11 protein-coding genes are annotated in these 12,102 nt (G+C 65.9%); 6 read left to right on the top strand and 5 right to left on the bottom strand.

The window, feature by feature from the left end; genetic code table 11:
* Positions 1-66: 66 nt before the first annotated feature.
* Together serC and ACR9Y6_RS02625 are read right to left on the bottom strand one after the other, a co-directional pair.
* Positions 67-1,152, bottom strand: coding sequence for a 3-phosphoserine/phosphohydroxythreonine transaminase (gene serC / locus ACR9Y6_RS02630; RefSeq protein ID WP_481279862.1), 1,086 nt, complete (start codon positions 1,150-1,152; stop codon positions 67-69).
* Positions 1,153-1,202: 50 nt separating this feature from the next.
* Positions 1,203-1,970, bottom strand: coding sequence for an FHA domain-containing protein (locus ACR9Y6_RS02625; protein WP_481279861.1), 768 nt, complete (start codon positions 1,968-1,970; stop codon positions 1,203-1,205).
* Positions 1,971-2,098: 128 nt separating this feature from the next.
* On the opposite strand from ACR9Y6_RS02625, the gene ACR9Y6_RS02620 reads away from it, so the two are divergent.
* Positions 2,099-2,374: a polyhydroxyalkanoic acid system family protein gene (locus ACR9Y6_RS02620; protein ID WP_306850469.1), complete on the top strand. Its 276-nt coding sequence runs from the start codon at positions 2,099-2,101 to the stop codon at positions 2,372-2,374.
* A 125-nt stretch (positions 2,375-2,499) separates the two neighbouring features.
* A complete protein-coding gene (gene infA / locus ACR9Y6_RS02615) occupies positions 2,500-2,718 on the top strand; it encodes a translation initiation factor IF-1 (protein ID WP_019466733.1) in 219 nt (72 codons plus the stop codon).
* A 94-nt stretch (positions 2,719-2,812) separates the two neighbouring features.
* Here infA and clpA read toward each other — a convergent pair whose 3' ends face one another.
* Both clpA and clpS read right to left on the bottom strand, forming a co-directional pair.
* Positions 2,813-5,080 carry an ATP-dependent Clp protease ATP-binding subunit ClpA gene (clpA, locus tag ACR9Y6_RS02610; protein ID WP_481279860.1) on the bottom strand — a complete coding sequence of 756 codons (2,268 nt, stop codon included), beginning with the start codon at positions 5,078-5,080 and terminating at the stop codon, positions 2,813-2,815.
* Positions 5,081-5,159: 79 nt separating this feature from the next.
* Positions 5,160-5,492, bottom strand: a complete 333-nt coding sequence (gene clpS / locus ACR9Y6_RS02605) for an ATP-dependent Clp protease adapter ClpS (RefSeq protein ID WP_306850467.1) — start codon at positions 5,490-5,492, stop codon at positions 5,160-5,162.
* An 87-nt stretch (positions 5,493-5,579) separates the two neighbouring features.
* On the opposite strand from clpS, the gene ACR9Y6_RS02600 reads away from it, so the two are divergent.
* The 3 genes from ACR9Y6_RS02600 to hflD all read left to right on the top strand — a co-directional run bounded on the left by ACR9Y6_RS02600 (position 5,580) and on the right by hflD (position 8,014).
* Positions 5,580-6,104, top strand: coding sequence for an NUDIX hydrolase (locus tag ACR9Y6_RS02600; protein ID WP_481279859.1), 525 nt, complete (start codon positions 5,580-5,582; stop codon positions 6,102-6,104).
* Positions 6,101-7,195, top strand: a complete 1,095-nt coding sequence (mnmA, locus tag ACR9Y6_RS02595) for a tRNA 2-thiouridine(34) synthase MnmA (RefSeq protein WP_481279858.1) — start codon at positions 6,101-6,103, stop codon at positions 7,193-7,195. The genes ACR9Y6_RS02600 and mnmA overlap by 4 nt, the downstream gene beginning before the upstream one ends.
* Positions 7,196-7,387: 192 nt before the next feature.
* On the top strand, positions 7,388-8,014 hold the full coding sequence (gene hflD, locus ACR9Y6_RS02590; RefSeq protein WP_481279857.1) for a high frequency lysogenization protein HflD: 627 nt from the start codon (positions 7,388-7,390) through the stop codon (positions 8,012-8,014).
* Positions 8,015-8,086: 72 nt separating this feature from the next.
* Here the strand turns inward: hflD and ACR9Y6_RS02585 are convergent, their stop codons facing one another.
* The gene (locus ACR9Y6_RS02585) at positions 8,087-9,016 is read right to left on the bottom strand and encodes a LysR family transcriptional regulator (RefSeq protein WP_481282676.1); all 930 of its coding nucleotides are present in this window, start codon (positions 9,014-9,016) and stop codon (positions 8,087-8,089) included.
* 227 nt (positions 9,017-9,243) lie between these two features.
* Here ACR9Y6_RS02585 and acnA point away from each other — a divergent pair, with 227 nt between their 5' ends.
* A complete protein-coding gene (acnA, locus tag ACR9Y6_RS02580) occupies positions 9,244-11,988 on the top strand; it encodes an aconitate hydratase AcnA (protein ID WP_481279856.1) in 2,745 nt (914 codons plus the stop codon).
* Positions 11,989-12,102 lie beyond the last annotated feature (114 nt).

Here is a 12,102-nt window from a genome sequence, read left to right as displayed (position 1 = left end):
GCTAAGTGGTTGCAATTGAAACGGTTATCGCCGCGATGCGATGTTGCAGCGCGGCGACCTCCGACTTTAACCGTGCCGCGTGGCAAAGTCCCGCATGAATTGCACGAGGGCGTCCACGGCCGCCTGTGGCACGGCGTTGTACAACGACGCGCGCATGCCGCCCACGGCCTTGTGGCCTTTCAGCGCCAGCAGGCCTGCCGCTTCCGATTCCACAAGGAAAGCGGCATCCAGCGACGCGTCATGCAAGGTGAATGGCACGTTCATGCGCGAACGGGCGCGCACCGCGATGGGACTGCGATAGAACCCGCCCGAACCGTCGATGGCGTCGTACAAGGTCTCCGCCTTGCGCGTATTCCGCTCGCCCATCGCCACCAGGCCGCCCTGCTGCTCCAGCCATTCGAAGGTGAGGCCGGCCAGGTACCAGCCCCAGGTGTTGGGTGTGTTGAGCATGGAATCGTTCGCGGCGTGTTCGGCGTAGCGGAAGATCTTCGCCATCGGCCGCCCCTGACGCGCCAGCAACTCGTCGCGCACGATCATCACCACCAGGCCCGACGGCCCGATGTTTTTCTGCGCACCGGCATAGATCAGGCCGAAGCGGGACACATCCAGCGGGCCGGACAGGATGTTCGACGACATGTCGGCCACCAGCGGCACCTCGCCCACGTCCGGGATGTCGTGGAACTCGACACCCTGGATGGTTTCGTTCGGCGTGTAATGCACATAAGCCGCGTCGGGGTTCAACGTCCATGTGTCGCGCGGCGGCACGTCGACGAAATTCACCGATGCCGAACTGCCGGCTACGCGCGCCTCGATATAAGGCGAGGCCTCGCGCACGGCTTTCTCGCTCCAGTGCCCGGTCACGATGTAGTCCGCGCTGCCACCTTCGGGCGCGAGGTTCATCGGGATCTGCGCGAAGTGCTGGGTGGCGCCGCCTTGCAGGAACAGCACCTTGTATCCGGCGGGTATGGACAACAGTCCACGCAGTCGGTGCTCGGCGGCGGCGGCCAGTTCCATGAAGCGCTTGCCGCGGTGGGACAGCTCCATGACGGAGGCGCCCGATCCGTTCCAGTCGAGCATTTCCGCCTGTGCGCGTTGCAGTACCGCTTCAGGCAACGCCGCGGGACCCGCACTGAAATTCCAGACTCTGCTCACGTGATTCTCTCGGCCAGGGGGAACGGCCATTATGCCGTCCGCGGAGCCGCTCAGAACTGGACGAACAAGACCAGCGCGATGCCGAGCGCGAGCACCGCGGCGGTGAGGATCAGCCACCATACGTCGCCACGCGGGCCCGCGGCATCCTCAGGAAGCGGTTCGGGTTCCGGCTCCGGCATGACCACCTTCGGCTCCGCGGCCCAGCCGGGACCGTCGAGGACGAAGCGGTGCGAGGCGACGCCGAGCTGGTCGCCGGGCTGCAACGACGCGCGAACCACCTTCACCCCGTTCACCCGCACGGCATGCCGCGCAGGCACTCGGGATGCATCCAGAATGAGCTCGCCACCCTCCCACGCGAGGACCAGCAGGGCCGCGTCGTTGCCGGGCAACTCGAGCGGCATCGCACCATGGCTAGCGCCGAGTTCGAGGCGATCGCCCACGGGTATCACCCGGCCGGACAGCGGCCCGGCCACGGGCCGCAGCGCCACGGTGCAACGCGACTGGGTGGGTTCCCGTACCTCACGCGCCTCCAGGTCCGCGTCGTCGCGGATCAGCATGCGGCAGTCGCCCAACGACAGGCTGTCGCCCGGGCGCAGCAAGGCGCGCTCGCGCACGGGGCGCGCATTGACGTAGACGCGTCCGGTGTCGGGGGCGACTTCCAGCACCAGGCCGCGACGGTCGCGATGCAGGGTGACGTGGCGAGCGGCGACCTGCGCTTCGGACACGACGAGGTCGTTGTCGTCGGCACGGCCGATGGTCAGCACGGGCCGTGACCAGTGGAAATCACCGCGAGCCGAGCTGACGAATTCGATGCGCATGGAAGAACCGGGACGTTGACGACGCGACTTTAGCAGAGTGCGGTATCTGATTGAACGCAAAGGCGTCGCTGCCTTCAGGTAGGAACGCCTGTTAAACTCTCCGCTTTCACGCGCGAGGACCATCCACGATGGCGAAGATCGACATCCGCCGCCCCCACGGGACCACCATCGAGGGAGCCCGCGCCGTCGTCGACAAGGTGGCCGCGCGCATGAGCGAGAAGTTCGGTACCGAGGGCACGTGGCAGGGCGATACCCTCACCTTCGCCCGCTCGGGAGTGAAGGGCGCGATCGCGGTCACGGCCAGCGAGGTGCACGTCACCGCCGAGCTCGGCATGCTGCTCTCGCCGCTGCGCGGCACCATCGAGGACGAAATTCGCAGGAAGCTGGACGAGCAGTTCGGCTGAGGATTCCCCCACGCCTCCCCTTCGGCCCGGACGGCAGGTCAGCTTCGGGTGGCCTGGATCGGCCTGCTATGGCATACTAAGGGACTTATGCGGCCATTCCGGCCGTTCACGCCGACCCGGAACACATGGCAAAAGACGACGTCATCGAAATGGAAGGTACGGTCCAGGAGACCTTGCCCAACACCATGTTCCGCGTGCAGCTCGAGAACGGGCACGTCATTACCGCCCATATCTCCGGCCGCATGCGCAAGCATTACATCCGTATCCTCACAGGCGACAAGGTGAAGGTCGAAATGACCCCCTACGACCTGACCAAGGGACGCATCACGTACCGCATGAAGTAAGGGCGCCACGCGCCGGCCTCATCGGGACATGAAAAAGCCGCGGCATGGCCGCGGCTTTTTTGTTGATGCGGGGTCGCAAGACCCCGCCCTTCGTTTACGCGGGAACCGTCGCCGGCTCGGCCGACTCCGTCTCCACGTGCAGCTCGTCGCCCTCGACCGAAAGGGTGACCTTGCCGCCCTCGGCCAGCTTGCCGAAGAGCAGCTCGTCCGCCAGCGCGCGCTTGACCTTGTCCTGGATCACACGAGCCATCGGGCGTGCACCCATCTGCGGGTCGAAGCCGTGCTCCGCCAACCAGCGGCGGGCTTCCGGTGCGACGTCCACGCTCACCTTCTTCTCCGACAGCTGCGTTTCCAGTTCGATCAGGAACTTGTCCACCACGCGCAGGATGTGGTCGAAGTCCAGCGCGTTGAACTGGATGACCGCGTCCAGACGGTTGCGGAACTCCGGTGTGAACATGCGACGGATCGTCTCCATGGCGTCCAGGGAGTGGTTCTGCTTCACGAAGCCGATGCCACGGCGCGACGCCAGCTGAGCACCCGCGTTCGTGGTCATCACGATGATCACGTTCTTGAAGTTCGCCTCGCGGCCGTTGGTATCCGTCAGCACACCGCGATCCATGACCTGGAGCAGGATGTTGTAGACGTCCGGATGGGCCTTCTCGATCTCGTCCAGCAGCAGCACGCAATGCGGATGCTTGGTGATCTGCTCGGTGAGCAGGCCGCCCTGGTCGAAACCGACGTAGCCCGGAGGCGCACCGACCAGGCGCGACACCGAATGCGCTTCCATGTATTCCGACATGTCGAAGCGAACCATCTCGATACCCAACTGCATGGCGAGCTGACGAGTCACTTCCGTCTTGCCGACGCCAGTGGGACCGGCGAGCAGGAAGCTGCCGATCGGCTTGGACGGATCGCCCAGGCCCGAACGCGCCATCTTGATCGAGGATGCCAGCGCCTCGATGGCCGCATCCTGGCCGAAGACCACCATTTTCAGGTTGCGCTCGAGGTTACGCAGCACGTCGCGATCCGACGCCGAGACCTGCTTGGCCGGGATACGCGCCATCTTGGCGACGATGTACTCGATCTCGGGCACGTCGATCTTGCCGGTACGCTCTTCCTCCGGCAGCAGGCGCTGGCGGGCGCCGGCCTCGTCGATCACGTCGATGGCCTTGTCCGGCAGCAGGCGATCCGGGATGTGCTTGACCGACAGGTCCACGGCCGCGCGCAGGGCCTCACCGGTGTATTCCACCGAGTGGTGCTCTTCGAACCGGCTCTTCAGGCCGCGCAGGATCTCGATCGAATCGGCCACGGTCGGCTCGACCACGTCGATCTTCTGGAAGCGGCGGGCCAGGGCGCGATCCTTCTCGAACACGCCACGGAATTCCTGGAACGTGGTGGAGCCGATGCAGCGCAACTCACCCGACGCCAGCATGGGCTTGATCAGGTTCGAGGCGTCCATGGTGCCACCCGACGCCGAACCGGCACCGATGATGGTGTGGATCTCGTCGATGAACAGGATGGCGTTCGGCTGCTTCTTCAGCTGGGCGATGACCGCCTTCAGGCGCTTTTCGAAGTCGCCGCGGTACTTGGTGCCGGCCACCAGCGCACCGAGGTCCAACGACCAGATGGTGCAGTCTTCGAGCACTTCCGGCACCTGCCCCTCGACGATGCGCTTGGCCAGGCCCTCGGCCAGGGCCGTCTTGCCCACGCCAGCGTCGCCCACGTAGAGCGGATTGTTCTTGCGGCGGCGGCAAAGCACCTGGATGGTGCGCTCGACTTCGTCCTGGCGACCGATCAGGGGGTCGATCTTGCCCTGGATGGCCAGTTCGTTCAGGTTGGCGGCGTATTCGTTGAGCGGGTTGCCCTTGCCTTCGCCGCCCTCCTCGCCGTCACGCTCGGCATTCGGGGCCGCGGCGGCCGACTCGTCGCCGATCTTGGCGATGCCGTGCGAAATGTAATTGACCACGTCCAGGCGCGTAATTTCCTGCTGGTGCAGGAAATACACCGCATGGGAATCCTTCTCGCCAAAGATGGCCACCAGCACGTTGGCGCCGGTGACTTCCTTACGGCCGGAAGACTGCACGTGGTAGACCGCGCGCTGGAGGACGCGCTGGAAGCCCAGCGTGGGCTGGGTGTCGCGCTCGTCGCCGGCCGGAAGCACCGGTACCGTCTCGGCGATGATCCGCTGGAGATCCGCCGCCAGGCGCGGCAGATCGACGCCACAGGCGCGCAGGGCGGCCAGGGCGGAGGTGTTTTCCGTCAGGGCGAGCAGCAGGTGCTCCACGGTCATGAATTCGTGGCGCTGCTCACGGGCCTGCTTGTAGCAGTGCCCGATGGTGACTTCTAGATCCTTGCTGAACATACGGACCGTCTCCGATAGCTGTGGGCGGCGGGGAACCAGCCCCTTGTCAATGCCGCATGAACTCCAGATGGGGGATCGGCTACATCTTTTCCATAGTGCACAAGAGCGGGTGCTGATGAGACCGTGAGTATTCGTTGACCTGGGTCACCTTCGTTTCTGCCACCTCGCGGGTGAACACGCCGCAGACACCCTTCCCCCGCGTATGTACATGAAGCATCACCTGCACCGCCCGCTCCTGGTCCATGCCGAAGAAACTGCGCAATACCTCGATCACGAAATCCATCGGCGTGAAGTCGTCGTTCAGCAGGACGACCTGGAACAGCGGCGGCCTGGCGGTTTCGGGGCGGGAGGTCTCGATGGCGAGGCCGTGCCCGCGCTCACTTTCCTGGTCGTGTTCGTGTTCGTGGGACATTCAGTTCGGAGCCTTCGATACGCGAATTGTTTATACACCGGATTCCGTCCCGCTTTCCGGGTCGATTCCCACAGGTAATGGCACAATATGCCTTTTTCCAGAGCCACCTATCTCATTAAGCCGATGCCGCAGACGCCTTCTTCCGCCGAAAACGTGTGGTGCCCCCGGGTAACGGCGGCTTGCGTGGTCGCGCGCGGCGATCGATATCTCATCGTCGAGGAGGAAGTCGCCGGCGAACTCGCCTACAACCAGCCCGCTGGCCATCTCGATCCAGGCGAGACGCTGCAGGCGGCGGCCGTGCGCGAGACGCTCGAGGAAACCGGCTACGGCGTAGCCCTCGACAGTTTCATCGGTGCCTGGCAATGGGTGAACCCCGAGCACGGCGAGCAAGTGCTGCGGTTCGCCTTCGCCGGCCATGTCACCTCGCACGATGTCGCCCGGCCGCTCGATACGGGGGTGCGGCGCGCGCTGTGGCTGCGTCGCGACGAAATCGAGGCACTGGGCGCGCGCCTGCGTACCCCGTTGATCCTGCAGACGATCGATGCGTGGCTCGACGGCCGCCGGCTACCCCTGGATGCCGTGTCGAGCCTGTTGCCGGAGGTATCCGGATGAAGGTGATCCTCGGCGTCTCCGGCGGCGTGGACTCCTCGGTCGCGGCCCTCCTGCTCCAGCAGGCGGGGCACGAGGTCGAGGGCATGTTCATGCAGAACTGGGAGGAAGACGACCGCTCCGGCCCCTGCACCACCGACGACGACCGCAAGGACGCCGTCGCCGTTTGTGGCCGCCTCGGCATGCCATTCCACGCGCGGAACTTCGCAGGCGAGTATTGGGACGGCGTGTTCGAGTATTTCCTGGCCGAATATGCCGCCGGACGTACCCCCAACCCGGACGTCCTCTGCAACCGGGAGATCAAGTTCAAGACCTTCCTGGAGCACGCGCAGGCCCTCGGCGCGGAAAAGATCGCGACGGGCCACTACGCGCGCGTGGATTTCCGCGATGGCCGGTATCGCCTTCTCCGGGCCGTCGATGCCGCCAAGGACCAGAGCTATTTCCTGCACGCGCTCGGCCAGAAGCAGCTCGCCGCCACCTTGTTCCCGGTGGGCGAGATCGAAAAGCCGCGGGTACGAGAGATGGCCCGCGAGGCCGCCCTGCCGACGCATGCGAAGAAGGACTCCACCGGCATCTGCTTCATCGGCGAGCGCGACTTCCGCGCCTTTCTCGCCCAGTACCTGCCGGCCAGGCCCGGTCCGATGGTCGATCCCGAAGGCCGTGTCATCGGCGAGCACCAGGGGGTGATGTACTACACCCTCGGCCAGCGCAACGGCCTGGGCATCGGCGGACGCTCGGATGCGCCCAATGAGCCCTGGTACGTCGTGGGCAAGGATGTCGCCACGAATACGCTGGTCGTGGCGCAGGGTGGCGAGAACCGTTGGCTTCAATCGAACCGCCTGATCGCCACCGATGCCACCTGGGTGGCCGGTGAGCCCCCCGCCCTGTCGTTCCGCTGCACCGCGAAGACCCGTTATCGCCAGGCGGACCAGGACTGCCATGTGGAGGTCCGGGGCGACACCTTGCATGTATCGTTCGACGAACCGCAGCGCGCGGTGACACCCGGACAGTCTGTCGTCCTGTACGACGGCGAGGCATGCCTTGGCGGCGCGGTGATCGCCGCGACCGACGCGCCCTATGGCGGCCTGGCGTGAGCTTCACCCGGCCGCTCGATCATCGCTGCAAAAGCCCGGTGGGAGCGGACCCTGTCCGCGATTCCCGCGAAGCGAGCCGCAAAAATTACCGCGAGCCTGTATCGCCGACAGGGTCGGTTCCCACCAGGAACTCGCCAGACCGCGCTGCTTCGAGTCACTTCTTCTCCCCCCTACATTTCCCGAGCTTTCCGCATGAATGAAGAACGCGTCCTCGCCCTTGCCGGGGTCTTCCAGGGCGTCGCCCTCGCGCAGCAACTGGCTACCGACGGGCGGTGCGACGAGACCGCCTTCGAGGCCAGCCTTGCCAGCGTGTTCCGAATCGACGCCGATTCGGTGGCGTCCGTCTATGGCGGTGTCTCGGGAGTGAGGCGGGGATTGCGCACGTTGGTCGCGCAGTTCGAGGACCAGACCCGCGACGTGGCGGTGATGCGCATGGCGATCACCGTGCTACGCCTCGAACGCTCGCTGTCGCGCAACCGCGGCCTGCTTGAGCGCCTGCGCGAGGGCATCGTCGGCACGCAACGCCAGGTCGAGCATTTCGGCATCGGCCACCCCAATGTCGCGGCGAGGCTGGCCGAGGTGTACACCTCCACGCTATCCACGCTGAAGCCCCGCGTCATGGTCACGGGTACGCCATCGCACCTGCAGCAGAAAGCGAACGTGGACAAGGTACGGGCGGCCTTGCTGGCAGCCGTGCGCTCGGCGGTCCTGTGGAACCAGATCGGCGGCCGCCAATGGCACCTGCTGATCTACCGCAAGCAATGCGCGATGCTGGCCCGGGGCCTGCTGACCGGCTCGACCCTGGACGACGGCGGCTGATCGAGATCGAGCCCCGCGGCCCGGCCTGAGCGCCGCGCGCATCTGGTGGGAAGCCGCCTCGGCGGCGATAGCCTACGGAGCCGCCGCATCCAGCCCGGGGATCGCCTCGGCCAGCGCCCGCAGCAAATCGCCGAACTGCGCCAGATCCTCCCGCCACGGCGTGGCATTCCGCCAGTACAGCGAGATATGCCGCCCCGGCCTCGCGCCTTCCACCGCCGCCAACACCACGTTCGGTATGGAACCCAGCCGCTCGTGCGCGAGGATCGGCACCAGCGTGTAGCCACCCCGCAGCGCGACCAGCGTGGCAAGGCTTTCGATGCTCAGGTCCTGGATGCGCTCGGGCCGTGCCGAGCCGCTCATGCCGAGGTCGGACACGCCATTTCCGTGACTCTCGGCCATCAGCGTGGCGTCCGCCGCGTCCAGTTCGGTCAGCGCGATGGACATGCGTCCGGCCAGCGGGTGGCCCTTATGCAGCATCAACTCGTAAGGCTCGAAGAACAGCGGGATGGACTCCAGCCCGGTGACGATCGCGCTCGGCGGTGCCAGCACGGCGTCCAGCTCGCCCTCTTGCAAACGGCGCGACAGGCCTCGCGGCTTGCCTTCGGAAATCGTCAGGCGGGCACCCGGGAAACGCTGGGGAAACGGCTCGATGAAGTGGGGCAGCAGGTAGGGTCCCAGCGTGGAGGGCACCCCCAGCCGCAATTCGCCGCCAAAGGCGACATCCCCGGCCCGGGCCGCGTGTTCCAGATGCTCGGCCGAGGCCAGCACCTCTTCTATATAGCCGAGCAGGCGCTGCCCGCTGGCGGTGGGCACCACTCGCCGGCCACCGCGTTCGAACAGGGGCGTGCCAAGCGCCTGCTCCACCTTCTGCACCTGGTGCGACAGGCCGGAAGGGCTGATGTACATGGCCCGGGCGGCGCTGTTGAAGCTGCCCTCCCGGGCCACGGCCTGGACCAGGGCCAGGTCGCGCAACGACACCGACGACAAGGCCATCGATATCATCGAACGCTGCGTGCCATCAAATACGTTTGCGCTCACGTGCTCCGGCCCTCATCCTTCCGCCGCCCAGATTTCGCGCGGCCTGCGCCACCGAACGCCCATTCTAGCCGGAGGCCGGTCTCACGGCGGTCGCACACCAGCGGCAGACTGCGCGATAATCAACGCCTTTGGCGATCCGCAAGGGTCCGCCAGGCCTCCCCAGCTAAAGAACGTCACGCCAGGAGTACAGCATGAAAGACTCGTTCTCAGTCCGAGACAGTATCGAAGTCAACGGCAAGCGCCACACCATCGCCAGCCTGGCCAAGTTCGGCAAGACGTTCGACATCAAGCGCCTGCCCTACTCGATGAAGATCCTGCTGGAGAACCTGCTCCGCCAGGAAGACGGCGTGAACGTCACCGCCAAGGAAATCGAGGCCGTGGCCAAGTGGGATGCCAAGGCCGAACCGGACACCGAGATCTCCTTCATGCCCGCCCGCGTGGTCCTGCAGGATTTCACCGGCGTGCCCTGTGTGGTCGACCTGGCCGCCATGCGCGACGCCGTGACCAAGCTCGGCGGCGACCCGGACAAGATCAACCCGCTGGCGCCGGCCGAACTGGTCATCGACCACTCGGTGCAGGTCGACACGTTCGGCACGGAAAGCTCGCTCGAGCAGAACGTCGCCATCGAATTCGAGCGCAACCAGGAGCGCTACTCCTTCCTGCGCTGGGGCCAGAAGGCCTTCAACAACTTCAAGGTCGTGCCGCCGCGCACGGGCATCGTCCACCAGGTGAACCTGGAGAACCTCGCCCGCGTCGTCTTCACCAGCGAAGTGGACGGTGAATCGTTCGCCTATCCGGATACCGTCTTCGGCACCGACTCGCACACCACGATGATCAACGGCCTCGGCGTGCTGGGCTGGGGCGTGGGCGGCATCGAGGCCGAGGCCGCGATGCTCGGCCAGCCGTCGTCCATGCTGATCCCGCAGGTCGTCGGCTTCCGCCTCAAGGGCAAGCTCTCGGAAGGCGTCACCGCCACCGACCTCGTGCTCACCGTCACCCAGATGCTGCGCAAGCTCGGCGTCGTCGGCAAGTTCGTCGAGTTCTTCGGCCCGGGCCTGCAGAACCTGCCGCTGGCCGACCGCGCCACGATCGCCAACATGGCCCCGGAATACGGCGCCACCTGCGGCATCTTCCCGATCGACCAGGAAGCACTGAACTACATGCGCCTGTCCGGCCGCGACGAGGCGCTGATCGCCCTGGTCGAGACCTACGCCAAGGCGCAGGGCCTGTGGCACGACGCGAACACGCCGGAAGCCGAATTCACCACCACGCTCGAACTCGACCTCGCCGACGTTCGCCCGTCGCTGGCCGGCCCGAAGCGTCCACAGGACCGTGTGTTGCTGGAGTCGGTCAAGGACAGCTTCCTCGACGCCGTCGGCCCGCTCACCGCGAACCGCAAGCCTAAGAACGGCGACGTCGCCCGCTTCAACAATGAAGGCGGCGGTACCGCCGTCGGCAACGAAGCCAACGCCGTCGATGGCGAAGGCGTGCTCGTCGAGAAGAACGGCAAGTCCTTCCGCATCAATGACGGCTCGGTCGTGATCGCCGCGATCACCTCGTGCACCAACACCTCCAACCCGGCCGTGATGCTCGCCGCCGGCCTGCTGGCGAAGAAGGCCGCCGCGCGCGGCCTCACCTCGCAGCCGTGGGTGAAGCCCTCGCTCGGACCGGGCTCGCTGGTCGTGACCGAGTACCTGAAGAAGACCGGCCTGCTCGAGGAACTCGAGAAGGTGGGCTTCTACGTGGTCGGCTACGGCTGCACCACCTGCATCGGCAACTCCGGTCCGCTGCCGGTCGAGATCAGCAAGGGCATCGCCGATGGCGACCTCGCCGTGGCGTCGGTGCTTTCGGGCAACCGCAACTTCGAGGGCCGCGTGCATCCCGAAGTGAAGATGAACTACCTGGCCTCGCCGCCGCTGGTCGTCGCCTACGCGCTGGCCGGCACGCTGAACATCGACCTGACCAAGGACGCCATCGGCACCGGTAGCGACGGCAAGCCCGTCTACCTGAAGGACATCTGGCCGAGCAACCAGGAAGTTTCCGACGCCATCGCCGGCGCGATCAGCCCGCAGATGTTCAAGGACAGCTACGCCGACGTCTTCAAGGGCGACAGCCGCTGGAACGCCATCGCCTCGCCGGATGGCAAGACCTACGCCTGGGACGATTCCACCTACATCAAGAACCCGCCTTACTTCGACGGCATGACCGCCGAGGCCGGCACCATCGAGGACATCCACGGCGCGCGCGCCATGGGCATCTTCGGCGACTCGATCACCACCGACCACATCTCGCCGGCCGGCTCGATCAAGAAGGACAGCCCGGCGGGCCGCTTCCTGATCTCCAAGGGCGTGGAGCCGAAGGACTTCAACTCCTACGGTTCGCGTCGCGGCAACGACGACGTGATGGTGCGCGGCACCTTCGCCAACATCCGCATCAAGAACCTGATGCTCGACGGCGTCGAGGGTGGCTACACCAAGTACATCCCGACCGGCGAAGAAATGGCGATCTACGACGCCGCCATGAAGTACAAGGCCGACGGCACCCCGCTGGTCGTCCTCGCCGGCAAGGAATACGGCACGGGTTCGTCGCGTGACTGGGCTGCGAAGGGCACCCTGCTGCTGGGCGTCAAGGCGGTGATCACCGAGAGCTTCGAGCGCATCCACCGCTCGAACCTGGTCGGCATGGGCGTGCTGCCCTGCCAGTTCCAGGACGGCGAGAACGCGCAGACGCTGGGTCTGAAGGGCGACGAGGTGTTCGACATCACCGGCCTCAATGGCGGCGAGTCGAAGACGGCGACGGTCAAGGCCACGCGTCCGGACGGTTCGGTCAAGGAGTTCACCGTGAAGGTGCTGCTGCTGACCCCGAAGGAGCGCGAGTTCTTCCGCCACGGCGGCATCCTGCAGTACGTGCTTCGCCAGTTGGCGAAGGCGGCCTAAGAAAGCATCGCCGACAGGGTCGGCTCCCACCAGGTTTCGCACCTGGTGGGAGCCGGCCTTATCGGTGACTCGCCAAGCCTTGGTGGGAGCCGACCCTGTCGGTGGCCAGGCCTT

It is taken from the genome of Luteibacter sp. TLI7-4A (assembly GCF_056754745.1).
This window is presented reverse-complemented; position numbering and strand designations above follow the sequence as displayed.

Bases quoted from the DNA above. Each gene is read 5' to 3' on its own strand.
- ACR9Y6_RS02585 (WP_481282676.1), bottom strand. From the start codon at position 9,016: ATGATATCGATGGCCTTGTCGTCGGTGTCGTTGCGCGACCTGGCCCTG.
- infA (WP_019466733.1), top strand. From the start codon at position 2,500: ATGGCAAAAGACGACGTCATCGAAATGGAAGGTACGGTCCAGGAGACC.
- ACR9Y6_RS02600 (WP_481279859.1), top strand. From the start codon at position 5,580: ATGCCTTTTTCCAGAGCCACCTATCTCATTAAGCCGATGCCGCAGACG.
- ACR9Y6_RS02625 (WP_481279861.1), bottom strand. From the start codon at position 1,970: ATGCGCATCGAATTCGTCAGCTCGGCTCGCGGTGATTTCCACTGGTCA.
- acnA (WP_481279856.1), top strand. From the start codon at position 9,244: ATGAAAGACTCGTTCTCAGTCCGAGACAGTATCGAAGTCAACGGCAAG.
- hflD (WP_481279857.1), top strand. From the start codon at position 7,388: ATGAATGAAGAACGCGTCCTCGCCCTTGCCGGGGTCTTCCAGGGCGTC.
- clpS (WP_306850467.1), bottom strand. From the start codon at position 5,492: ATGTCCCACGAACACGAACACGACCAGGAAAGTGAGCGCGGGCACGGC.
- clpA (WP_481279860.1), bottom strand. From the start codon at position 5,080: ATGTTCAGCAAGGATCTAGAAGTCACCATCGGGCACTGCTACAAGCAG.
- mnmA (WP_481279858.1), top strand. From the start codon at position 6,101: ATGAAGGTGATCCTCGGCGTCTCCGGCGGCGTGGACTCCTCGGTCGCG.
- ACR9Y6_RS02620 (WP_306850469.1), top strand. From the start codon at position 2,099: ATGGCGAAGATCGACATCCGCCGCCCCCACGGGACCACCATCGAGGGA.